Raw genomic sequence first — 23,519 nt, forward strand, 5'->3', positions numbered from 1 at the left:
TGGAAATTCTTTCCCTTACCCCTTTTGACGCCGGTTCCGCAGTTTGGTCGCATGATTTGAAAATTTATTTTCGATAACATTGATAGCGGAATCTTGAAGCGCCTTTGTCGACCCACATTTCCACATCCTCTCCCCAAATTTTCCGCTACCATTCGAAAATTCCTTTTGATTTCTTCAAACAATCATCTTACGTTTGCCACGCTCAATTTCAGTCTGACATATGGTAATTGGCCTCTTCTTGTGGAGGTCAGGAGGTCGCCTTACGGAACTACGTATACCTATTAACGGTGTCGTGGCTACCGTAATGGACGTAAGGCGCCATTGCCCGTTAGACTGGGTTGAGCAACGGAAAGCGCGGCACCGTTAACTGGCCCGCACCACGCAAACCGGTATACATACACAATGTCTAACATCGAAAAAACCATCAAACCTCGTTTCACATCCGAGGAATTAATCGAGAATTTCGTTGCCGCCGAGTACGATCTGGCTGAAATGGAGCATCTTTTTACGGATATGATGCTGCGTTATATCTACCCGGGCGAAGATTGGAATCCTGGCCCAAGAGTGACGCGTGATGTTTTAGATCGGGGAGAGATTTTCCTGGATCTGCTGCGGGGGATACGTTGCCGATTGTAACTTTAAAGAGGAGGAGAGTAGAACAATTCCCATTAATACACAACACAAAAGCCCCCGCTACAAATGCAGCGAGGGCTTTTAACTGAACCTTAATTGATATTAATATCTGTAAGTCTCTGCTTTGTATGGGCCTTCCAGAGAAACGCCGATGTAAGCAGCTTGTTCGTCTGAAAGCCTTTCCAGCTTCGCGCCTACGTGGGCAAGGTGGAATGCAGCTACTTTTTCGTCCAGTGCTTTTGGAAGTACGTATACTTTTTTCTCGTAAGCAGCTGTGTTGGTCCAAAGTTCGATCTGAGCCAAAGTCTGGTTAGAGAATGAGCAGGACATTACAAATGAAGGGTGTCCCATTGCGCAACCCAGGTTAACCAAACGGCCTTCCGCAAGGATGATAATGTCTTTTCCTTCAACAGAATAGATATCAACCTGTGGTTTGATCTGAGATTTTGTATTACCGTAAGAGCTGTTCAACCAAGCCATATCGATTTCATTATCGAAGTGACCAATGTTACAAACTACGGCTTTGTCACGCATTGCAAGGAAGTGACGATCTGTGATGATCTTGTAGTTTCCGGTTGCAGTAACGAAAATGTTCGCACGCGTTGCAGCTTCGTCCATTGTTACTACTTCAAAACCGTCCATTGCAGCTTGAAGCGCACAGATAGGGTCGATTTCAGTAACCAATACACGGCAGCCTGCGCCACGAAGTGACTCCGCAGAGCCTTTACCTACATCACCGTAACCAGCTACAACTGCGACTTTACCAGCAAGCATCAAGTCAGTTGCGCGACGGATTGAATCCACCAATGATTCGCGGCAACCGTATTTGTTGTCGAATTTAGATTTCGTAACTGAGTCATTTACATTGATTGCAGGCAAATGAAGCGTTCCGTTTTTCAGGCGGTCGTACAAACGAAGTACACCTGTTGTAGTTTCTTCTGAAAGTCCTTTAATACCAGCGATCAGCTCAGGATATTCGTCGAAAACCATATTGGTCAAGTCGCCACCGTCGTCCAGGATCATGTTCAAAGGCTTACGATCTTCGCCGAAGAACAACGTTTGCTCGATGCACCAGTTGAATTCTTCTTCGTTCATTCCTTTCCACGCGTAAACCGGGATACCTGCTGCTGCGATTGCCGCTGCTGCGTGGTCCTGCGTAGAGAAAATGTTACATGAAGACCAGGTAACTTCTGCACCCAAAGCTGTAAGTGTCTCGATCAAAACCGCAGTCTGGATCGTCATGTGCAGACAGCCCGCCACGCGTGCACCTGCCAAAGGCTGTGAAGGACCGTATTCTTCACGGATAGCCATCAAACCTGGCATTTCAGCTTCTGCCAATGTAATTTCTTTGCGTCCCCACTCAGCCAGGGATATGTCTTTTACCTTGTAAGGAATGTACGTGTCGGTTGACGTTGCCATTATTTTACAGTTTAGTTATATCTTGATTATAATACAAAACTAAGTAGAAAAACCACGGAGGGGAAGAAATGTAGATACAAATTGTGATTTGTGATTGTAAATCAGATATTTTATCTTTTCAGTCGCTGCTTACGCGCACTTTGGCACTCTCACTGCCCTGTATCTCCATGAATGGCAGATATTTTGTCTTGAACACAAAAAAGTTGCCCTGTTAGCCTGTATCCGAGTTAACCTGTCGTTCCTCCTGATAAGTGGCTCCTTGTATTTTTATAAGCCATTTTTATGTTAAATAAGAAAACACAGAACAGGGGGCGTGACTTTTAAATAGGATTAAGATCTTTACTCCGACTGTATAACCATTGATAGAAAATTCTAAGTAATTGAGCACCTCCTTTGTATGTTAAAAGCTCAATTATTGAAGAAATGGTTATCTACAGAGCTATTCTAGGGGGCATTGTTATTGTATTTTCGTTTTTTGCCGTTTACGGAAGTTTAGGAGAAAATAGTTCTCTAACGTTTTTTTCATTCTTGATGATAGTGATCACTAGCCTGGTTTTGTATCAGAGCTTTGATCGGCTAGTATCTCAAATGGCAATTGGTATAATAGGATTTTTTGTTGGAAGGCTCTTATTTGTAGGAGTTGTGATATATGCCAACTATCTGATATTTAACTTTCTTAAATCAAGGGTTATACAACAAGGAAGTGTTAGAACGTATGGAATAGCTACTGGAATTTCTAGCAGATACTACAGAGGGAATTGGCATTATTCTCGAAATTTTACCTATGTAGCCAATGGGAAGTCTTTCGTGGGAAGGATCAACTTCAATCACGAGCTAAGCAGCGGCGATACAATCTATCTGAGGTATTCGAGAAGTAATCCATACTTATTTGAATTTGAAGACAATGATCATAACCGTAGACATGGAATAGTTCGATAATGCTGTTCGTCGACAAATTCCGTACATCTGTCTACCAGCTTTGCTGCACAAATCTTTGGCTTTTGAAATAGCTATATTTGTCCATGCGTGCAAATGTCCCGATACTTTCCGATCCGGCCAGAAGAAGAACCCTGCTTCATGTATTATTCTGGATAACCATCCTGATCATATTAACGGTTATCTATGGCGCGGGTATGCCCGGCTACGGGCTTGCTCTGGGCGTGGTGGCTATGTTTATGCCAATCCACATGCTCTATTTCTATTGCATTGCCTACTTTTTGATCCCGAGGTTTTTCAATAGAAAGCGATATGTGGAGTTTGTGATCTATCTGATTTTATGCATTATTCTTTCCACGCTTGTATTCAGGTTTCTCGAAATACTGGTTGCCGATCCGATCGTTTACGCGGCGGTGCGAAAGACGGACCCGACATTTGTCTGGGTGAAATTGCAGGGCAGTTTCCGCGAGCAGCTTTCGCGGCCGGTATACCTGATCAATGCATTTGAGCAAACGAATATTTTCGTCTGGATAGCCTTGTCCATTAAATTTTTCAAAATGTGGTTTGAAAGAAGGCAAGCGGCCATTGAGGCAGAGCTTAACTTTTTGAAAGGGCAGTTACACCCTCATTTTCTGTTTAATACCCTCAACAACCTTTACGCACTGACATTGACCCAGTCGCCGCAATCCCCGGCGGTGGTAATGGGACTGGCTGAAATTTTGCGTTACATGCTCTACGAAGCAAACACAGATATAGTGGAGCTGGAAAGGGATATCCGCATTGTTGAAAGCTATATCGAGCTCGAAAAGATCCGGTATGAAGAGCGGCTGGATATCAATTTCAGTATAAACGGACTGTCGCCAGGTTTTAAAATAGCGCCGCTGCTGCTTTTGCCGCTGGTTGAAAATGCATTTAAACACGGAGCCAGTGAGCAGGTCGGACAAGCCTGGATCAACATAGATCTGCGCATTAAAAACAATAACCTTAAATTCAAAATAGCCAATAGCAAGCCCGAAACGACCGTAAAAGAAGTGCGGAAACATCATGTGAGCATCGGACTGGCAAATGTGCGCAAGCGGCTCGATATCCTTTATCCTTCGGCGCACCAGCTCCGGATACTGGAAGAGGATGATGTGTTTGCGGTAATTTTGGAGATAGAACTGGACAAACGACTGGAAATCTGATTGACATGAAAATTACCGCCATGCTGGTCGATGACGAGCCCCACGCCATTGAGGTACTGGACAATTACCTGGGCAATTTCGGGGAAATAGAAGTGGTTGCCCGCTGCCAGGACGCGATCCAGGCTTTTCAGGTATTGCAGCAGCAAAAGGTAGATCTGATGTTTTTGGATGTGAAAATGCCCGGGCTAAAAGGCACAGATTTACTGCGAAGCCTCAAAAACCCTCCCAAAGTCATTTTTACAACTGCCTACCAGGATTATGCTGTGGAAGGTTTTGATCTCAATGCAGTTGATTACCTTCTCAAACCAATCCCATTTGAACGTTTCCTGCGTGCGATCGACAAGGTTTTTACAGGATTGAATATCAGCAACCAATCCGTTTCCATTGCTCAGCAGAATCTAACAGCCAACAAAGACATTTTCCTCTACCTCAAAGTAGACCGTAAAATGGTGAAGGTGAACGTAAATGACATTTACTGGATCGAAAGTCTCCGCGATTACATCAAGGTGGTATTAAAAGACAAAGTGCTGATTACAAAACAAAAGATCAGCCTGCTGGAAGAGCTGCTTCCCGAAGATAGCTTCATCCGCATTCACCGCTCATTCATCGTCTCGGTTGAAAAAGTAGAAAGCTACCATTCCCACAAGATCGAGATCGATGGAAAAGAACTCCCCATCGGCCGAAATTTCAGAAATGATTGCCAGAAAAAATTCAAACTGATCTTTTAAAATCTGTTATCAGTGGCGTTTGTCGATAAAAAATGTTGTTGATCGACAGTAACTTCCCCGCCTTATTTCTCCTCGGGTTTTCAACTTAAAATTGCAGCGCCATTTGCATTGGCACTCTCATTTTTTAAGTAAAAAGCCATTTAGCCATGTTAAAAAGTAAAAGAATCCTTCTGGCAGTGCTCTCTCTGGGGCTGCTTGTATCAGGTTGCAAAGAAGATGAAGAAGTGAAACCGTCACAGCTGACTGCACGCGCAGGCGCCGACCAGAATGTGAAAGTAGGGGAGCAGGTGACCATCGATGGTACCGGGTCTACGGACAGCGACAACAAGCCTTTCCAGTTCCGCTGGAATGTTACCAAAAAGCCGGCTGGAAGTACTGTGACCCTCGCAACACCCTCGCAGGGTAAAGCTACATTCACGCCAGATCTTCCGGGTGATTACGAAGTGGATATGACGATCTTCAATGAAAGCGGCGAGAATACCGACAAAGTTTTGGTAACAGCAACCATTATCCAGCCCATTGAACTGGAAAGGGACATCAGGACTAAAACCGTTCTCGAAAACCGCATCGATAATCCGAACATACCCGACTATATCGTCAACAACAACACCCAGGTAAATGCAGAACTTACATTGAAGCCGGGCGTAGTAATTGCATTTGCAAGAGATACCAGGCTGGAAGTCAACTATAATGGCGGTATCCTGATCGCAAAAGGTGATTCCACGAAACCCATTCGGTTAATCGGTAAAGAAGCGAGTAAAGGATACTGGTCAGGCGTGATTTTCAGGTCGGCCAGCAGCGCCAACGAAATGGAACATATCCAGATCCTGCACGCAGGAGGAAGACCGATTATCTCTACGATCAAAGCGGGACTGGCGGTAATTGGTACTTACAAAGCTAATTTGTCAATCAAAAACTCGCTTTTTGAAGATAACGGAGGATATGGTTTGTATGTGGATGAAGGGGTAACGATTACAGGTTTTGAGAAAAATACATTCAAAAACAACTTGGAAGCGCCCGTGTACGTCGGTGCCGACATTGTGAGCAGTCTGGATTACAATTCAAGTTTTACCAATGGAAATGGCCGGAACGTGGTGGAGATCTTCGCTTCTACGCTGAAAAAGAATGTCACCTCCGAAGTAGTATGGGCCGGTTTCAAGGATAAAACGCCGTATCGCATCCTGGAAGGGATGGGCTCCGACGCCAACTGGAAACTGATGCCGGGCGTAACGATTGAAATGGGCCGCGGAGCTAGATTATCTATTGATGACGGTTACTTTAATGCGGTGGGCACGAAAACCAACAAGATCGTGATCAAGCCGGCGGAGAATGCCCGTGCCTACTGGCGGGGACTGATCTGCTTCTCGACAAGCGGCAAAAATGTAATGGATTACGTGGATATTTCAGGTGGAGGCAGCACTGCACTTGTATCTGGCAAGAAAACCAACATCGCTGTTTACGGAGGTAATGCAAGACTCGAAATCCGGAATTCTCAAATTACAGGAAGCGGTGGGTACGGTGTGTTTATTAACTATCAGGCTGTTGTAAATGAAGACATTGAAACTGCAAATACTTTTGCGGACAATGTAGAAGGGAAATTGTTCAAAGAGTAGCCTGATGGACAACCTGACTCCCTGCATCAGCCTGATCTTCGGGCTGATTGCATTCCTCACTGTGTTCACATTTTTCCAGGCAGCAGGAAGCGGTACCAGATTCGGGATACTGCTTCTTACCTGGATTGCATTGCAGATCTGTATTTCAGCCTCGGGATTCTATCATATTACCGGTACTGCATTCCCGACGCTTCTCATTATGGTGGTCCCGCCTGTGATCCTGATGGCCTGGCTTTTTCTAGCCAGGTCCGGGAAATCACTGCTCGACCGCATGGATTTGCATCTGCTGACGGTAATCCACGTCGTTCGCGCTCCGACGGAAGTGGTCATGTACTGGCTCTTTATTTGTCGGGTGGTACCTGCTGAAATCACACTCCAGGGCGGTAATCTGGATATGGTTGCCGGGCTGACTGCACCTGCGATCTACTATTTCGGTGTTTTAAAAGAAAAAATCCGGTGGCAGCTGATGGTTTGCTGGAACCTGCTCGGGCTTGGTCTGGCGATAAGTGTTGCCTTGAAGTTTGTATTTTCTGCGGCCTTTATCCCTGAAAACCCCACGTTCGAACAGCCTAACATTGCGCTGTTCCAGTTTCCATTCGTGTTTTTACCTGCTGTTGTTATCCCATTGGTCATTTGCTCGCACCTGGCCGCCATTCGCCTGCTGGTGAAAAGCAATTCTGTCCAATCCAAAAACAAAATTGACCCGGGTTATCTGCTGCGTCAGCTTATGATCAAAACATTAGCCAGCCATGGAAAGCATCAAAATTAATGTACTCGCTGCCGCTTTGTTGGCGGTAATTAGCCTGTCCTACGGTATTCCGCCGCAAACCAGATCGTGGCGCCAGCCGGTACCCGAAAAGGGATTTTGGGTAACCGAAACAGACCCTGCCAGCCGGATAACCACCGTCCGCTTTTACGCCGCGAGCAACTATCTGGTATCTGAAAGAAAAGAGAATAAAGAGCTCGATATCAAAAAGCTTTCGGTGAGAAGATACCTGAACAATGCATTGAAAGAAGCACTCGAAAAAGACTCACTCGCCCAATCTCTGCCCAAACTTTATGAAATCAATTGAAGTAATATCCATCGTGCGCCTGGCAGGTTTTGCATTGTATTTCTTCATCGCAGCCCAGGGTGCATTCTACCATTTTGGATTTGGAAAAGCACTATACCAGATCCCCGCCGAGCATTTTATTGAGCTGCGCAAAGTGGTTGACCCGGTGGTCAGGAGCAAGTTCAAAGTGCTCTACCTGTCTGCCCTGGCGGTGATGCTGCTGTGGGTTGTTTTGACAGATAAATCGGCAGGTTTCTGGTCTTATGGGCTGATCCTGCTTGCATTTCTCCTGCTGGTGGCCGATATGGTTTTCATACTCCGGTTCAGCGAGCCCGTCAACGACCTGATCAACAGCAACCTTTTAAACACAGAAAGAGGCTATTCCAATGCAAGGTCCGAATGGTTAAAGTTCATCTTGATCAGAGGATACCTCTCTCTTACCGGCTTCGCGCTGCTTGTCATACAGCTGGCCTTTAAGTCAAATTAATCGGGTCGACGTATAGCCTTTTCAGTGGATCATTTTTAAACTCTAATAGCCATGAAAAACCAACTTCTTTCATTTACAAATCTCCCAGGCAGAAAAGCGCTGCTGGCAGTACTTTTTGCCAGCTTTTCGCTCGGCGCCTGCAAGGAAAACGGCCCGGATGTTGTGCCGGATGTAATCAGTAAAGACGAAAAAGCCATTATTCCGGCTAAAAACCAGCGGTACCTCTACAAGATTCTCGAAAGCGACAACACAGAATCAAGTGCTGTTACGCGGGTGCTTGCCGAGCGTGATTCGGCGGGTGTGCCTGTGTATGATATCGAAAATGCGATCCAGTATGAGGAAGCCGGCAAACTGGTTCTTAAATACCGCGCTTTCAGTAAAGATGGGTTAACCACGAACGAAATTTCCCAGGCCGCCGGCTTGAATGCGATTACTGAATACATCGGAAGTTTTGCGATAATTAAAAGCACGGAAATGAGCGGCCTGCCACAGCGCCAGATTTTCGAGAATAAAGGAACGGTAGGCAGCAAGGTAACATTCAGCAGCGCGCCTGTGCGACAATATATGGAACTCGAAATCCCTATTGAAGACGGCGATCCTGTGTCGGCAGAGATTGAATGCGTGGTAACCTATCACGAAGGCAAGGCAGTGAAAGAGGAATCGGTTACTACGCCCGCAGGAACATTCAATTGTACCAAATGGGAGTATACCTACGATCTTGAAACCAAGCTCACTTCCGACGCATTCCCTCCTGAGGAATCGGGCGTCATTTATACAGTCCGCCTTTGGACTGCGCCGGGTGTTGGGATTGTAAAGTCAGAAGAATTTTCGGGTTCGGATGTGACCAAAACGGAGTTGCAGAAAATTGAAAAATAGAGCTGCTATGCGAAAACAACTGATTTGGTTGCATTGTCTGGCGGGTATGATCCTGCTTTTCAATGCCTGTAAAACTGACAATAATCCTTCTCCCGACGGTGTTCAGTCCGAGAAAGGATATGCGGTCGGGAAAGTCACCGGCACCGACGGCAGCCTGCTGAAAGGTGTGGAGATTGTGGTAGATAACACAATGTTGTATAATTCGTACGCACTGGGCAGGTCTGATGAAAACGGCAACTACAAAATCCAGCTGCCCAAGGTCGGTACATTCATGGCTTCTGCTCAGATCAAGAAGGAGTATAACGGCGAGATATATGAGCTTGATCTTGATCCTGACGTGTACGAAGAATTCAGTATTGATGGCGCCGTCCGGAATTTCACCTGGAAACTGACAGGCCGGCGACCGGAAGGCGAAGGATATTATGGCGCGTCCATTGAAGTAAACAAATCAGTGAACAGCGAAATATACGATTCTGAAAACATTGAATTCACCTTAACCCCGGTCGGAAACCTGATCGATGGTTCAAAGGGAAAGTCACTGAAACTGAAACACGGCGCGCCTTTCTCAAAAGAATACGGGCGCCTGGTAGATGTGCCTTTGGGAAGATATAGGATGACGGCTTACTACAATGGAGAAGCAGGGAAAATGCCGCTGAAACTCAGAAAGCACTTTTCAGAAGATGCATATGAAGATGAACTGACCATCGATTTCGAACCCGAAAACATCTGGGGAAAGAACATTTCGATTATTAGTTACAAAGAATAATAACTCAATAGTCAGAGATTGATTTCAAAATCAATTCAAATATTGATTCAAAATTCATTTTAAAAGAAACCCCGGGCTGAAGCCCGGGGCAATGGATCTTTTTAGGGCCGAAGGCCCTCTTTAATTTAAATTCTATTACCGTCGACTTCAGTCGACGGAGCTTAAAACTAAATTAGCACTGAAAAACTTTTGAAAATGGCGCCTACTCTCACTGCGTCGAATATACGCGCCTGTGTGCCGCCGTGGTTCAGTACCGATTGCTCGTGAGATGTAACGCACATTTCACAACCATTCAGCGCCGATACAACCAGACTCAGCAACTCAAAAAACTCTTTGCCAAGTAAAGGATTTACCATAATGCTCATTTTGATACCTGCCGGTGCATTATCATAAAATTCCTTGTGCATGAAGTGTCTGAAACGATAAAACACATTGTTTGCATTCATCAGGGAAACACAGGCAGTAACTTCTGCAATCTCCTTTTCCTCAGCACCTTCTGTTTTCAAAAGCTCTTCAAGCGCAGAGATCAATGCGGTGTTCTTTTCGTTCACAGCTACCGATAGCGCGATCAAAAGTGCCTCTTTGCGGTTCAATGTATTTGATTTCAATACATTGCTCACATTTACTTTCAGGTCCTTCAAATAGCGGTGATCCAGTGCTGCCAGCTTGTTGATCAGTACACTTTCAAAATCTGCGGGCAGGTTAACTTCTTTATACAGGGAATCCTTCGTATTTCCTGTTGCTGCAAATGGGTACATGTAGGGAAGTTTGAGTGAAGAGGTTTATGAGTCTATGAGTCTATGAGTTTAGAGTTTACGAGTTTATGAGTACACTTTACGACAACTCATAAACTCATGAACTTTAAACTCATAAACTTAAATTAAGCAAGAGTCGCCTCGCCTTTTTTCCAGTTGCAAGGGCAAAGCTCGTCAGTTTGAAGTGCATCCAAAACGCGGATTACTTCGCTTACGTTACGGCCAACTGAAAGGTCATTTACGCTTACCCAACGAATAATTCCTTGTGGGTCAACGATATAAGTTACGCGGTAAGCGATTTTCTCGTTTTCTTCCAGGATACCCAACTCTTCTGCCAATGATTTAGAAGTATCAGCCAGCATCGGGAATTGCAGGTCGCGAAGATCGTCATGGTTTTTTCTCCATGCAAGGTGAACGTACTCGCTGTCAGTAGAAGCACCGATCAGGATAGTGTCGCGGTCAGCAAAGTCACCCACGTGCTTGCCGAACTCAGCGATCTCTGTTGGACATACAAAAGTGAAGTCTTTTGGCCACCAGAACATCACCATCCATTTGTCAGCATTTTTGTGATCTTCTGAGGTAATATCATAGAATTCGTTTCCTTTTTCCAGAGATACTACTGATGTTTTCTTGAATTCAGGGAATTGAGATCCTACTGATAAAATTCTATTTGCCATGATTGGTCGGAGTTGATAATTTGTATTTTTTAGTGTTACAAATTTATAACCGTGCGTATCCTTAGGCAAGATTGAACCTGGTACTATGGCAGGAAAGAGTTGTTTTAAACAAATGAATTTAGTTTTGTTTATACAAAAACCAATGTTATAAATATTATCGATAACTCTATTGATGTACACAATAGGATTATGCCAATATTTACTTTAATGTGACGGTTATCCGGGCAGCAGGTTCAGGACTGTTTCAAGCGACATTCCCCTTGATCCTTTAATAAGAATATATGTATTTTCCTGCGGGTTGTCCATCACCCAGTTATGCAGCGAAAACTTATCAGGGAAGTAGTAAGCTTTGGGCAATGCGGGCAATGCGTGCTGCATTAATGCGCCTGCAAGGATCACGATATCAAACTTTTCCGCCGCAATCTGCCTGCCAAGTGCAAGGTGCTCTTCCGGCGCGGCTTCGCCCAGCTCAAACATATCTCCCAGGATCAGCATTTTACGTGGCGCATCCAGTCTGGCGAAGTTGGCGATGGCGGCAGACATCGAAGATGGGTTTGCATTATAAGCGTCCATAATCACCGTATTTGAGCCTTTCCTGACAAACTGAGAGCGATTGTTGTCAGGCTGGTAAGTAGCAACTGCTTCAAGCGCATCCGCATCAGCTACACCGAAGTGCTTCCCAACCGCCAGTGCTGCGCAGATATTATCGAAGTTGTAGCTGCCGGGTAAATGCGTCGTCACCGTTTTGCCCCCCGACTGGAAAACGACCACCGGGTTCTCGGAAACGAGCTTCGGATTGACCGGGCTGTTTTCGGAGCAGTAAAAAACGATCTCGCCGAATGCGCGGCGTTTGCTTACCATTTCCATAATCACGTCAATAGTCGAATTTACGAAAACAGTACCCTTCTTTTTGGAAAGAAAATCGAACAGCTCGCCTTTCCCTTTTTTTACACCCTCCGGCCCGCCGAAACCTTCCAGGTGCGCTTTGCCGATGTTGGTGATCAACCCGTGGGTTGGCAGCGCGATGGAGCAGAGTAGTGCGATTTCTTCCTGGTGATTCGCGCCCATTTCGATTACCGCCATTTCCTGTTTTACCGGGTCAATGGAAAGTATCGTGAGCGGCACACCAATGTGATTGTTGAGGTTGCCCACAGTCGCATAAGTGTTGAACTTCATCGATAACACTTTCGCGATCAGCTCCTTTGTTGTCGTTTTTCCATTAGAGCCGGTAAGCGCTATAACCGGGAATGCGAACGTTTTGCGATGGTGCCGCGCCAGGTCCTGCAAGGCAGCGAGTACATCTTCAACCAATAGAAAACGTGCGTCGGCCGCCACAGCTTCATCATCTACAACCGCGAATGCAGCGCCTTTTTGCAGTGCCTCGGCCGCGTATTGGTTACCGTCAAATTTATCCCCCTTCAAAGCGAAGAATATACAACCATTCGTGATCCTGCGGGTGTCTGTACAAATGGAAGCGCCTTTTTTAAAGTGCTGATAAAGGGTTTCGGTGGATGTAAACATGGAAATAGGTGTTCGTTATAAAGTTATCAGGCCTTATTTCGTTAGGTTTGAAGAGCAGAAACTCAGGCCGGCGCGGTGTCCTCAGACACCTGCAAAACTAATAGATTATTCCTCAACGATGCGAACCATTTATACCTCCTTATCTCTTCTGATCTTTTCTTTTCTGACAACGGGCACAGCGTTTTCGCAGCAGGTTTGGTTCAAAATGGATACGGCTACCAGTGTAACTTCCGGCGGCGCCAAAATGCTTAATCCCTGGGCAGGCGGACTGAATGCTTCGCAATTCCTGAAAATGCATTTGAACAACGATGCTGAGGAAGATCTTGTCGTATTTGATCGCACCAATAGCAAGGTCACCACGTTCGTAGCCGGGACTGATCCCACTAATCCCTCTAAAAAAGCCTTTATACACGCACCCTACTACGAAACACGCTTTCCGCAGGCTGATAACTGGATGATACTGGCCGATTACAATGGTGACGGGAACAAAGATCTTTTTGCAAGTACCTCACTCGGGATAAGCGTTTACCAACAGGTGAAAACCGCCGGTTCGTGGACGTGGAAGCTGATGCAGCCTGTGATCTACACCAAAGGTTTTTCAGGAAATATCAATTTGCAGGTTTCCGGCACAGATATTCCGGGTATTACTGATATCGATGGTGACGGAGACCTGGATCTGCTCACATTTGACTTTTCAGGTACTTATATCGAACTACACCAAAACCTCAGCGTCGAGAAGTTCGGCGTGCCGGATAGTCTTGGCAATGCAGGAAGTCCCATTTTCCAGCGTAATGGAGATTGCTGGGGGAATTTCCGCAAAGGCGACGGGGAAGGATTTGAGTTTGATGTGGACTGTGGTGTGGTTACCAATCCGGGCGGCCGCGAAATGCATGCAGGCAATTCCATACTTCTGCATGATCTCAATGGCGACGGGAAGAAGGATTTGCTCGTGGGTCACGTAAGTAACGAGCACATCTCGCTGCTTACCAACTCGGCTGCGGGCATCATCGCCGATTTTACAACTTACTCCAACGTTTATCCCACAAAAGACCCGGTGCTGCTGCACATATTTCCGGCTGCATTTTATGAAGACGTGGATTTTGACGGAGTACCCGACCTGCTGATCGCGCCCAGCCTGCCTTCCAATGATCTGAATTTAACCGATTTCAAATCATCGGGCTGGTTTTATCACAATGCAGGTACAGCATCGAAACCCGATTTTCGGTTGGTTCAAAAGAATTTTCTGCAAAATCAGATGCTGGATGTGGGTGAAAATGCAGTACCCGCATTCTTCGACATCGACGGAGACGGTGACCTTGATATGCTTATAGGAACAGGCGGAACAGCCCGGAGCAATGGTTTCAGGGGTGGGTTCTGGCTGCTTACCAACAAAGGCACCGCAGCAGCGCCGAGCTTTGAAGTAACTTCTGAAAATTACCTCGGCCTGCCAGCTTCGCTCGGACTTTTTAACCTGAAACCTCAATGGGCTGATTTCAATGGGGACGGTGTCGCAGATCTGGGTTTCTCAGGCGTTTCGCTCAGCAATCTGAAACTCGAATACCGGTACATTCCTAACAAAGCGGCGGCTGGCGCACCGGCCCAGCTGAATGTGGCCGAAGCAGTAACTATTGCATTGCCAGCTGAATTGATCAGCAGCGATTCACCGCATTTCTACGATACCGATGGGGACGGCGACCTTGACCTGCTCGTGGGGCGAGGCCAGGGAAATATTTACCATTACAGCAATACGGGTAGTAACAAGCAGTTTACATTCAGGCTCGAAACCGATGCGCTGGCTGGTGTCGGCATCAGCTTCGCAGGCCGGTCACCCCAGTTGGCAGTTGCCGATTTCGATCTCGACGGTCTGCCCGACCTTGCAACCGCGGACCATACAGGTAACCTCCGCATTTTCCACGGTGCCGAATTTGGTAAATGGACAGCGCGCGAAAGCCAGCTGGTAGCAGTGAGCGGAAAGCCCGGCGCACCTAACTTCGGAAATTACCTGTCCATTGCCGCTGCCGACCTCAACGGCGACCGCAAACCTGATCTCGCGATCGGGAACAATGCAGGGGGCGTACGTTTGCTCACCAATGTTTTACCCGTTGAAATTACAGGCACAGAGCCTGAGATCAGTCCTATCCGGGTTTTTCCGAACCCCGCAGCCGACTTTTTAAAAATAGCATCCACAGAAACCGGTACCTTCGATATCATCACCGCAGGAGGGAAAAAGATCCTGCAAAACCAGCGCGTCAATGCCCATGCGGAGCGGACAATTTCTACTGCGAGCTGGCCTTCGGGCTTGTATCTGGTGGAATGGAAAGGCGGCAGCAGGCGGTTTGTAAAAAAGGTGATTGTAGAGTAGATACCCGCCAGGCGGCTCTTACATGATAAAATCCTAAACTCATGCAAGCTCTTCTTGGCGTTATCTTCCACTTTATCGGTGGTTTTGCTTCCGGCAGTTTCTATATTCCTTACAAACAAGTCAAAGGCTGGGCCTGGGAATCCTATTGGATCGTCGGCGGATTGTTCTCCTGGCTTATCGTTCCGCCTCTTGCCGCTTACCTGACCATTCCGGGCTTTTCAGAAATCATTGCACATACAGACAGTGGTACCCTGCTGATCACCTACATCTTTGGGTTGCTCTGGGGGATCGGGGGGTTAACCTACGGCTTAGGCGTACGCTACCTCGGCGTGTCACTCGGCAGCTCCATTATCCTGGGACTTACTTCCGTTTTTGGTGCATTGATTCCGTCCATTTATTATCAGTTTGAACCAAAACCCGGGAAAGACAGCATTTCAGACCTCTTTACCAATACCTGGGGACAAATGGTTTTGCTTGGCCTGCTGATTTCCATAATCGGCATCGTCATCTGCGGGAAAGCCGGCAGCATGAAAGACAAAGACCTTACAAGAAGCGGCTACGTACCTGACGATAAATCAGAGTTCAAGATCGGTCTTGGGTTGACAGTTTCCATTATTTCAGGCGTATTGAGTGCGTGTTTTGCATTCGGGATCGATGCGGGCAAGATCATGGCGGAAGAAGCAAACAACATCTGGAAAGCGGCTAATCCAGGTCAGGGAGAGTTTTTGTTTCAAAATAATGTCACTTACATCATCATTCTCTGGGGCGGGCTTACGACCAACTTTATCTGGTGTATGTTTCTGAATGCACGCAACAGGACTTTCGGCGACTATACCAATTCAGCTACGCCGCTGGTTAGAAACTACATTTTCTCAGCGCTGGCCGGTACCACCTGGTTTATGCAGTTCTTTTTCTACGGAATGGGAGAGAGCAAGCTGGGCAACGGACCGAGTTCGTGGATCCTGCACATGGCGTTCATTATCCTCATTGCCAACACCTGGGGCCTTATCCTGAACGAATGGAAAGGCGTGAGCAAGAAAACCATTACGACGGTAATCACCGGTATTCTTGTCATAGTGCTTTCGGTACTTGTGGTAGGTTATGGTAACTACTTACGGGAATAGTTTTCAAATATTGACCAAATCGGAGAAATATTTAAATAAAAGCATGATAGCGCAGGATAGTTAAGGTAACATCAGCATTGATATTTACATACTGATTACAAGATTTAGTTGGATGTATTGAAGTGGAATGTTTATCAATGATTTTTGTCCCTGATTCCCGTGAAGCATTCAGATAATTTACCCGAAGCCTACCTGGTCACACGTTGGCAGCAGTTTTGTGCTGGTGATAAAAGTGCATTTGGTGAAATAACGGAGCTGAATTATGCTCCGTTGTACCATTATGGAACCCGCTTTACTCCGGACCGCGATATGATCAAGGACTGCCTGCAGGACCTGTTTCTTTCCATCTGGGAAAAGCGGGAATCGCTGGCAGAAATCGCTGCGATCAAGCCTTATCTGTTTCAGTCGCTGCGCAATAACCTGGTCCGCAGGTGCAGGCGCCAGTCTGTATTTTCTGAAATCGGGGGAAATGAGCCTTTTGACGACATTTCACCGGAGTCCGACTGGATCATTAACGAAACCGACCACCTCACCAGCACAAGGCTGAGGCAGGCGATCGACTCGCTCCCGAAAAGGCAGCGGGAGGCATTGTACCTGAAATACTACGAGAACCTTTCCTATGAAGAAATTGCCGTGATTATGGGCTTGCAGCGCCAGGCTGTGGCCAATTACTTGCAGTATGGTATTCAGAAATTACGCGAATACTGGCACCATGCCGCTGTTTTCCTGGCGATTCTCTCCGACATTAACTGGTATTGATAAATTCCTAAAAAATATTTGAAAGTTCATGGGTACTATTTGTTGAGGCGATACTCATCGTATTAAAGCAAATAACTTTTCAAGAAATCCATGAATAGCTATAAAGACTTCGAAGTCAAAGACTGGGTGGAAGATCTGCAATTCCGGCGCTGGGTCTACCAGGGCGAATCCGACCTTTTCTTTCGAAGTTACATTCAGAACAACCCTTCGCAGCTCTCCGCTATCGAGCAGGCAAGAGAAATCCTTTTGTCCATACGCGGTGAACAGGACGTTATTTCCGAAACCGAAGTTAAATCCAGGGTATCTGAGATCCTTGACGCTATTCCGGCTGCCAACCAGCAGCCATTTCTCTGGTGGAAAGGCAATTGGCTAAAAATAGCGGCCATTTTAATCCTTGCTTTCGGAATCGGTTTGAGCTTGTACCGCAGGCCGGGCGCATTGAACGAACTCGCATTCACATTTGCAGAAGTTCAGCAGCCCAAAAAGGCCCGTAGCATGCAGGTGACCAATCACACCGGCAACATCCGGCTGGTAACACTGCCCGACGGCAGCTCGGTAATCCTGAAACCCAATGCACGCATTACATATCCCGAGCAGTTTGATAAAAGCAAAAGGGAGGTGAGCATGGCAGGCGAGGCATTTTTTGAAGTTGTTAAAAATCCCGCACAGCCTTTCATCGTCTTCGCAGGATCCATGGTGACCAGAGTAAAAGGTACCAGTTTCAGTATCCGCGCCAATGATGGGGACGATGAAGTAGAACTTGTTGTAAAATCCGGCCTCGTGGAGGTATCGGCGCTGGAAAGTGAAGATGAAGTGGCAGGCCAGCCGGCGTCACGCAAGCTGATCCTGAAACCAAACGAGCAGGTAACTTTCAATCAGAAGAATAAGATAATGACCGCCAAACTGGTCGAAAAACCAGTCTTACTCGATTTGACAGTCGAAAAGCAGGATTTCGAATTCAAGCGCACCCCGCTGACCGAAGTATTTACGATGCTGGAAAAAACCTACGGGATCATGATCCGCTTCGACGCCGACGCTATTTCCGAATGTACCATTACTGCAAAACTGGGAGATGAGCCTGTATCCGAGAAAATGGATATGATCTGCTCAGTTGTAAATGCAAAATACGAGCTCAGTAACGGTGTAATTACGGTCACTTCCAACGGATGTGACTAAACAGTCTTAACCTAAACCATCTATGAGAAGACTTCTTCAATGTAAAAAGGTCATTTTTCCGATCATGAAGTTTACCGTCGGCCAATGTCTGCTCCTGCTGCTGTTTGTGGAGATCGCGACGGCCAATAACCTGCGTGCACAGGAAATTCTGAGTCAACGTATATCCATTACAGTTAGCAATATGGATGTAGCGCAGGTGCTCGAAAAAATCGAGGGACAAACCAAGGTGCGCTTTGTATACAGTGCCGAAATGATAGGGGCCGAGCGCAAGGTGAGTTTCGAGGGAGCCAACCAGCGACTGGATTCCGTACTCGAAAATCTGCTTGGTCCGCTGGGTATTGAATACAAGGTTTCCAAAAGGACCATTCTGCTGAAAAGGGCCGGAGAAAAGAAAACTTCGGAGGAAAGAAGTGAAAATACGCAAACCTCTCCGGCAGCAGACAGGGACGTGACCGGTACTGTAATTGACGAAAAAGGCGCGGGCATTCCGGGGGTGAGTGTGGTTGTAAAAGGTACCACACAGGGTACTTCCACCAACATCGACGGAAAGTACCAGATCCTTGTTCCAGAAGATAATGCCGTGTTGATTTTCAGTTTCGTAGGTTATGTGAGCCAGGAAATTGCATTAGGCGCAACCACGAGGCTAGATGTTACGCTGAAAGTTGACGAGAAAGCATTAGAAGAAGTGGTAGTTGTTGGTTTTGGAGAGCAAAAGAAAGTGTCCGTTACAGGCGCAGTATCGTCTGTGAGTTCGGAAATATTACAACAGAGTTCATCAGCAAGCTTGGCCAATTCCTTGTCGGGGCGCTTACCGGGCCTGACCTCCATTCAATCGGGTGGGGGCCAGCCGGGACGCGATGACGCTACGATGTACCTGCGCGGCGCTGCCACCACTAATGGAAAAAGCCCGCTGATCCTGATCGACGGTGTGCCCAGGGACAACATCCGTACATTGGACGCAAATGAAGTCGCCTCTGTCTCCATTCTGAAAGATGCATCGGCTACCGCAGTATTTGGTGTGCGGGGTGCAAACGGCGTTATCCTGATTACCACGAAACGTGGTACCGCCGGCAAAACCGAGCTTACGATCAATACCGAGCAAAGTTTTTCGTCCTTCACCCGCGAGCCCGAGCGCCTGCATTCGCTTGAATATATGGCATTGCGCAATGAAGCTTCCAAAAATGACGGGATCACGCCGCTGCCTTTTACCCAGGAACAAATGGATAAATACGCCAATCCGCTCGCCGGACTCGATCCTAACGATCCTGAATACGCGCAAAAATCAATGGTCAGGAGATATATGTACCCCGATCACGATTACTACCGCGAATACATTTCAAGATATGCCCCCCAAACGCGTGTTAACATGAATGTGACAGGAGGAACCGACAAGGTTTCTTACTTTGTAAATGGTGCTTACCTGCACCAGGGGGGGAATTTGAACACACAGCCCAAATCAGTGCTCGGCTATGATCCTTCTTCCAAAATGGACCGTTACAGCTTTCGCGCCAACCTGGATTACAAGGTTACCAACTCCCTTAAAGCATTCCTGAACATAGGCAGCTACATTGAGCAGGTGAATATGCCCGCAGCCTGGCTTTACGGAAATGATACCAACTGGATGATGCGCGACCTGCTTTACCAGGCACAAACGATCCTGCCCATTACGCCCGGACCAACTACGATCGACGGGTTTGGCGTAGCACCCGGCCAGATCGTCGACCCCGGTTATATGGACCGCTCTGCATTTGAAATCATGAACAGAATGGGCTACCGCAATGAGATCCGCTCCAACCTGAATTCATCTTTCGGGATGGAATGGGATCTGGGTAATACGGTTACCAAAGGGCTGAGCATTAAAGGGATGATTTCTTACGACTCAAAATCAACAACTGCGATGCAGGGTGACAAGTCAGAGCGCCTATACCTGGCAGAAGTGAACCCGGCTACCGATGTGCTCACTTACGCAGTTAAAAGGTCGGACGAAAGGCTGTTGTCACTTGGCAAAGGCGCTGATTCCCGCTACAACATCAATATGCAGGGTTCCATTAACTACCAGCGGTTGTTTGGCGAGAAACACGACATCGGCGGGATGATACTTGCCCAGCGCGATACCTGGGAGACTACGGCCGGCGAAATTCCTTACAATGTACTGGGCGTCGCTGCGCGGGCTACTTATGGTTTTGATGAGAAATACCTGGCCGAGGTAAATATGGGGTACAATGGATCCGAGCAGTTTGCGCCTGGTCACCGGTTTGGTTTTTTTCCGGCGGTTTCGATTGGCTGGGTAATGAGCAACGAAAATTTCCTTAAAAACAACCGGTACATCACCAACCTTAAATTCCGCGCTTCTTACGGAAAAGTAGGTAACGACATTCTGGGTGCGTCGCGTGAGACCAGTCCGCGGTTTTTGTACCAAAGCAATATCACAATGAGCGGCGGCGGTCCGCTGGGCAGCCTGGGCCTCGGCCAGCAGATCAACCTTGGTTTGTTGGGTAACCCGAATATTACCTGGGAAGTCGCAGCTAAACAAAACTACGGAATTGATTTCCAGCTGCTGAGAGACCTGACCCTCACCTTTGACTACTTCAAGGAAAAACGCAGCAATATCCTGATCAACAGAGGTACTGTACCTGAATTCCAGGGTGTTTCGCTCGGTAATATCCCCAAAGTGAATATGGGACTGGTGGATAACAAAGGCTACGAGATCGAGCTGACGTACAACAAAGCTTTTTCCAAAGATTTCAATATCATGATCTCAGGAAACTACGGGTACAACCACAATACGGTCAAATTCATGGATGAATCGATCCGTGATGAAAGCTACGCGCACAGGTACCGTCAGGCTGGCTATTCTTTGAATCAATCCTGGGGATACAAAATTGATTACAGCAATGGAAACGGTTTTTTCAACTCCAAAGAAGAACTTGATTCCTATCTCGCCAAAACCCGTTACGGATTCGGGGAGCCGAGGGTAGGGGATTTCAAATACATTGACCTGAATGGCGACGGTACCATTGATGACAAGGACCAGGCGCCGATCGGCTACTCAACCATTCCCCGCGTCAATTACGGTTTGTCGCTTACATTCAATTACAAAGGGTTCGACTTTACTACTTTCTTCCAGGGTGTTGGAAAATACACGATGAACTACGCGCAGCAGGGTGTGTATGAATACATTATCCGGGGTACCTATTTCGATTATCACAAATCTGCCTGGACACCCGAACGCTACGCAAATGGAGACGACATTACCTATCCTGCATTGAGCACACATAGTACAACCAACCATACCTCCAATGATTTTTTCATTATGGACAGGTCTTTTACCCGCCTCAAAAACCTGACGTTCGGCTACACATTGCCTTCCGGGTCGCTGAAAGCTATTGGTATCAGCAAGTTCCGGGTATATGTAAGTGCACAGAACTACTTCACGTGGGACAAGCTCAGAATGAACCATCTCGATCCGGAAAACGACGATTCGCTCGGTTACCCGGTAACGAAAATGGCGAACCTCGGTCTTAACGTCACCTTTTAATCAGAGAGATCAATGAAAAAGATATATCGTTTTTCAATGCTTGTTTTTGTCTTGCTGACTTCCTGTAAAGGTGTGCTGGATATGGCGCCCGACGGTAAGCTGGCCATGGACGAGATTTTTGCAGACAATGACAAAGTGGGTGCCTTTTTGAACACCTGTTATGCCAACATACCCGTAAAAGGAACGCGCTACTTCTTCTGGAGCCGCGGGCCTGTGAACTGGAGTGACGAATCGTGGGATACCGACGCGGAGGCAGAATCGTGGATTATGTCGGGCAGGATGTATAATGGAGATGCATCCGCGGGAAGTCACCCGGTAACGAACATCAGCGCTGACGGCGGCAACGGCGAGTACTGGGCAAGATACTGGGCTGCAATCCGGAATTGTACCGTTTTTATCAGCCGCATTGATGAGGCCGTAGTACGTGTACCGACCGATCGCGCCCGCTGGAAAGCGGAGGCGCATTTGCTGCGGGCTTACTACTATTCGGAACTGCTTAAATGGTTTGGCCCCGTGCTGCCGATCGAAAGAGAGCCTTACGACTTTTCCCAGGATTTTTCTACCGTGGAAAAAGCGAGCTATTATGATGTGGTCAAATTCATTATCGAAGATTGCGACGTAGCATTGAATACGGCCGAGCTTCCGTGGCGGGTTACTACAGCCAGCGAAGGCGGGCGCGTACATAAAGGTCTGGCGGAGGCGATTAAGTCCAAAATGATCCTGTTCGCAGCCAGTCCGCTCAATAATGCCGGTCAAAATCTCTGGCAGGAGGCTTACCAGATCAATAAAACGGCTCTGGAAAACCTGAAAGCAAATGGGTACCAGCTGTACAATCAGGTTAATTTCCCGCAGACCTACCTTTCTGAAACAGCTTTCCTCGGCCCGAACAAAAATGTGAATACCGCCATTTATAATGAATATTTTACCCAGACCATGAACTACTCGGCTGCGCCGGTGGATCGTGAAACCATTTACCAGAGCCGTGAAAACCAGGGTAACATCTGGAATATCGACGGTATTGGCTCGCAGGATGGTTATAAGTCGGGAACTTGTCCTACGCAGGAGCTGGTGGATGCTTATGAAACGATCGACGGTCAGCCTATCCTTGACTTGGATAGGCCGTACCTCGACGACCAGCATTTGCAGCCCAACTACAATGCAGCCAACAAGCTCTACAATCCAAATGATCCTTATGCCAACCGCGACCCGCGTTTTTACGCATCCATTTATTACAATGGATCAAAGCGCAAAGCAATGTGGAACTTCGCCGAAGCACCGGAATCCGTAGAAAACTATCCGGCACCTATCGGGAACCGCACGCGCATTATCGCCACTTACGCCGGCGAGCCGCAAACGGGCATTCACCCGACCACGCGCCGGGCAACGCGCACGGGGTATTATGAGCGCAAGTTTTTACATCCCAATTCAGGCGGCGACAATCCGATCGCTGGTGCCAACTGGAAGCTTTTCAGGCTGGGCGAGGTGATCCTCAACTTTGCTGAGGCAGCAGCCGAAGCTGGCCAGCTTGCCGATGCGGCCAAAGCCGTAAACGAGATCCGCACCCGTGCCGGAATGCCGAATCTTCCAGCGGGTCTTTCCAAAGATGCCTTGATCAAGCGCGTGCGCGCCGAGCGCCGGGTAGAGCTGGCAATGGAGGAAAACAGGTATTTCGATGTGCGTCGGTGGTCCATGCCGACGGAGGATCTTTCCAAAACCGACCGCTGGATTACAGCTATGGAAATCACCCGGAACGCAAACGGCACTTTTAGCTATAAACGGCGGAATGTGCGCGGTACGGAAAGAAAGAATTACACAAACAAGTTCCTGTGGGTGCCTATGCCATTGAATGAGGCAAACAGACTGCGGTCTATTACAGGAGCGAACTGGCAAAGTCCGGGTTGGTAATCAATATT

At 47.3% G+C, this 23,519-nt stretch carries 19 protein-coding genes; 15 read left to right on the forward strand and 4 right to left on the reverse strand.

Annotated elements, in window-relative coordinates; translation table 11 throughout:
• Positions 1-402 precede the first annotated feature (402 nt).
• Positions 403-636, forward strand: a complete 234-nt coding sequence (locus ASG33_RS03685; protein ID WP_056280448.1) for a hypothetical protein — start codon at positions 403-405, stop codon at positions 634-636.
• Positions 637-735: 99 nt separating this feature from the next.
• Here ASG33_RS03685 and ahcY read toward each other — a convergent pair whose 3' ends face one another.
• Complete coding sequence (ahcY, locus tag ASG33_RS03690) at positions 736-2,052, reverse strand: adenosylhomocysteinase (protein ID WP_056280451.1); 1,317 nt, start codon at positions 2,050-2,052, stop codon at positions 736-738.
• A 1,022-nt stretch (positions 2,053-3,074) separates the two neighbouring features.
• Here ahcY and ASG33_RS03700 point away from each other — a divergent pair.
• The 8 genes from ASG33_RS03700 to ASG33_RS03735 all read left to right on the forward strand — a co-directional run bounded on the left by ASG33_RS03700 (position 3,075) and on the right by ASG33_RS03735 (position 9,694).
• Positions 3,075-4,172: a sensor histidine kinase gene (locus ASG33_RS03700; RefSeq protein ID WP_056280456.1), complete on the forward strand. Its 1,098-nt coding sequence runs from the start codon at positions 3,075-3,077 to the stop codon at positions 4,170-4,172.
• A 5-nt stretch (positions 4,173-4,177) separates the two neighbouring features.
• Positions 4,178-4,900: a LytTR family DNA-binding domain-containing protein gene (locus tag ASG33_RS03705; RefSeq protein ID WP_056280460.1), complete on the forward strand. Its 723-nt coding sequence runs from the start codon at positions 4,178-4,180 to the stop codon at positions 4,898-4,900.
• A 146-nt stretch (positions 4,901-5,046) separates the two neighbouring features.
• Positions 5,047-6,513, forward strand: coding sequence for a PKD domain-containing protein (locus tag ASG33_RS03710; RefSeq protein ID WP_056280463.1), 1,467 nt, complete (start codon positions 5,047-5,049; stop codon positions 6,511-6,513).
• Positions 6,514-6,517: 4 nt separating this feature from the next.
• Positions 6,518-7,282 carry a hypothetical protein gene (locus tag ASG33_RS03715; protein ID WP_056280466.1) on the forward strand — a complete coding sequence of 255 codons (765 nt, stop codon included), beginning with the start codon at positions 6,518-6,520 and terminating at the stop codon, positions 7,280-7,282.
• The gene (locus tag ASG33_RS03720) at positions 7,263-7,586 is read left to right on the forward strand and encodes a hypothetical protein (RefSeq protein WP_056280468.1); all 324 of its coding nucleotides are present in this window, start codon (positions 7,263-7,265) and stop codon (positions 7,584-7,586) included. Before ASG33_RS03715 ends, ASG33_RS03720 begins: the two co-directional genes overlap by 20 nt.
• A complete protein-coding gene (locus tag ASG33_RS03725) occupies positions 7,573-8,052 on the forward strand; it encodes a hypothetical protein (RefSeq protein ID WP_056280471.1) in 480 nt (159 codons plus the stop codon). Before ASG33_RS03720 ends, ASG33_RS03725 begins: the two co-directional genes overlap by 14 nt.
• 51 nt (positions 8,053-8,103) lie before the next feature.
• Positions 8,104-8,928: a hypothetical protein gene (locus ASG33_RS03730; protein ID WP_056280475.1), complete on the forward strand. Its 825-nt coding sequence runs from the start codon at positions 8,104-8,106 to the stop codon at positions 8,926-8,928.
• A gap of 7 nt (positions 8,929-8,935) precedes the next feature.
• Entirely contained in the window at positions 8,936-9,694 is a 759-nt protein-coding gene (locus ASG33_RS03735; protein WP_157474557.1) for a carboxypeptidase regulatory-like domain-containing protein, read from the forward strand.
• A gap of 167 nt (positions 9,695-9,861) precedes the next feature.
• Here ASG33_RS03735 and ASG33_RS03740 read toward each other — a convergent pair whose 3' ends face one another.
• The 3 genes from ASG33_RS03740 to murF all read right to left on the reverse strand — a co-directional run bounded on the left by ASG33_RS03740 (position 9,862) and on the right by murF (position 12,647).
• Entirely contained in the window at positions 9,862-10,452 is a 591-nt protein-coding gene (locus ASG33_RS03740) for a carboxymuconolactone decarboxylase family protein (protein ID WP_056280480.1), read from the reverse strand.
• A 122-nt stretch (positions 10,453-10,574) separates the two neighbouring features.
• Entirely contained in the window at positions 10,575-11,126 is a 552-nt protein-coding gene (locus ASG33_RS03745) for a peroxiredoxin (protein ID WP_056280482.1), read from the reverse strand.
• A gap of 216 nt (positions 11,127-11,342) precedes the next feature.
• Entirely contained in the window at positions 11,343-12,647 is a 1,305-nt protein-coding gene (murF, locus tag ASG33_RS03750) for a UDP-N-acetylmuramoyl-tripeptide--D-alanyl-D-alanine ligase (protein WP_056280487.1), read from the reverse strand.
• Between the two features lie 118 nt (positions 12,648-12,765).
• On the opposite strand from murF, the gene ASG33_RS03755 reads away from it, so the two are divergent.
• The 6 genes from ASG33_RS03755 (at position 12,766) to ASG33_RS03780 (ending at position 23,511) form a co-directional block, all read left to right on the forward strand.
• Positions 12,766-15,009: a T9SS type A sorting domain-containing protein gene (locus ASG33_RS03755; protein ID WP_056283221.1), complete on the forward strand. Its 2,244-nt coding sequence runs from the start codon at positions 12,766-12,768 to the stop codon at positions 15,007-15,009.
• Between the two features lie 41 nt (positions 15,010-15,050).
• Positions 15,051-16,133, forward strand: a complete 1,083-nt coding sequence (gene rhaT / locus ASG33_RS03760; RefSeq protein WP_056280490.1) for an L-rhamnose/proton symporter RhaT — start codon at positions 15,051-15,053, stop codon at positions 16,131-16,133.
• Positions 16,134-16,292: 159 nt separating this feature from the next.
• Positions 16,293-16,892 (forward strand): RNA polymerase sigma factor, encoded by a 600-nt coding sequence (locus tag ASG33_RS03765; RefSeq protein ID WP_162242722.1) that lies wholly within the window; start codon positions 16,293-16,295, stop codon positions 16,890-16,892.
• A gap of 90 nt (positions 16,893-16,982) precedes the next feature.
• A complete protein-coding gene (locus ASG33_RS03770) occupies positions 16,983-18,068 on the forward strand; it encodes a FecR family protein (protein WP_056280496.1) in 1,086 nt (361 codons plus the stop codon).
• 22 nt (positions 18,069-18,090) lie between these two features.
• Positions 18,091-21,606 (forward strand): TonB-dependent receptor, encoded by a 3,516-nt coding sequence (locus ASG33_RS03775; protein ID WP_200942718.1) that lies wholly within the window; start codon positions 18,091-18,093, stop codon positions 21,604-21,606.
• A gap of 12 nt (positions 21,607-21,618) precedes the next feature.
• Positions 21,619-23,511 (forward strand): RagB/SusD family nutrient uptake outer membrane protein, encoded by a 1,893-nt coding sequence (locus ASG33_RS03780; protein WP_056280499.1) that lies wholly within the window; start codon positions 21,619-21,621, stop codon positions 23,509-23,511.
• Positions 23,512-23,519 lie beyond the last annotated feature (8 nt).

The sequence above is a fragment of the Dyadobacter sp. Leaf189 genome, from assembly GCF_001424405.1.
Taxonomy (GTDB): Bacteria; Bacteroidota; Bacteroidia; order Cytophagales; family Spirosomataceae; genus Dyadobacter.

What these genes read in the sequence shown, in the direction of transcription:
- murF (WP_056280487.1), bottom strand. Translation starts at nt 12,647, where the DNA reads ATGTTTACATCCACCGAAACCCTTTATCAGCACTTTAAAAAAGGCGCT.
- ASG33_RS03700 (WP_056280456.1), top strand. Translation starts at nt 3,075, where the DNA reads ATGCGTGCAAATGTCCCGATACTTTCCGATCCGGCCAGAAGAAGAACC.
- ASG33_RS03730 (WP_056280475.1), top strand. Translation starts at nt 8,104, where the DNA reads ATGAAAAACCAACTTCTTTCATTTACAAATCTCCCAGGCAGAAAAGCG.
- ASG33_RS03715 (WP_056280466.1), top strand. Translation starts at nt 6,518, where the DNA reads ATGGACAACCTGACTCCCTGCATCAGCCTGATCTTCGGGCTGATTGCA.
- ASG33_RS03725 (WP_056280471.1), top strand. Translation starts at nt 7,573, where the DNA reads ATGAAATCAATTGAAGTAATATCCATCGTGCGCCTGGCAGGTTTTGCA.
- ASG33_RS03685 (WP_056280448.1), top strand. Translation starts at nt 403, where the DNA reads ATGTCTAACATCGAAAAAACCATCAAACCTCGTTTCACATCCGAGGAA.
- ASG33_RS03740 (WP_056280480.1), bottom strand. Translation starts at nt 10,452, where the DNA reads ATGTACCCATTTGCAGCAACAGGAAATACGAAGGATTCCCTGTATAAA.
- ASG33_RS03775 (WP_200942718.1), top strand. Translation starts at nt 18,091, where the DNA reads ATGAGAAGACTTCTTCAATGTAAAAAGGTCATTTTTCCGATCATGAAG.
- ASG33_RS03755 (WP_056283221.1), top strand. Translation starts at nt 12,766, where the DNA reads ATGCGAACCATTTATACCTCCTTATCTCTTCTGATCTTTTCTTTTCTG.
- ASG33_RS03735 (WP_157474557.1), top strand. Translation starts at nt 8,936, where the DNA reads ATGCGAAAACAACTGATTTGGTTGCATTGTCTGGCGGGTATGATCCTG.
- rhaT (WP_056280490.1), top strand. Translation starts at nt 15,051, where the DNA reads ATGCAAGCTCTTCTTGGCGTTATCTTCCACTTTATCGGTGGTTTTGCT.
- ASG33_RS03705 (WP_056280460.1), top strand. Translation starts at nt 4,178, where the DNA reads ATGAAAATTACCGCCATGCTGGTCGATGACGAGCCCCACGCCATTGAG.
- ASG33_RS03745 (WP_056280482.1), bottom strand. Translation starts at nt 11,126, where the DNA reads ATGGCAAATAGAATTTTATCAGTAGGATCTCAATTCCCTGAATTCAAG.
- ASG33_RS03770 (WP_056280496.1), top strand. Translation starts at nt 16,983, where the DNA reads ATGAATAGCTATAAAGACTTCGAAGTCAAAGACTGGGTGGAAGATCTG.
- ahcY (WP_056280451.1), bottom strand. Translation starts at nt 2,052, where the DNA reads ATGGCAACGTCAACCGACACGTACATTCCTTACAAGGTAAAAGACATA.
- ASG33_RS03710 (WP_056280463.1), top strand. Translation starts at nt 5,047, where the DNA reads ATGTTAAAAAGTAAAAGAATCCTTCTGGCAGTGCTCTCTCTGGGGCTG.
- ASG33_RS03720 (WP_056280468.1), top strand. Translation starts at nt 7,263, where the DNA reads ATGGAAAGCATCAAAATTAATGTACTCGCTGCCGCTTTGTTGGCGGTA.
- ASG33_RS03780 (WP_056280499.1), top strand. Translation starts at nt 21,619, where the DNA reads ATGAAAAAGATATATCGTTTTTCAATGCTTGTTTTTGTCTTGCTGACT.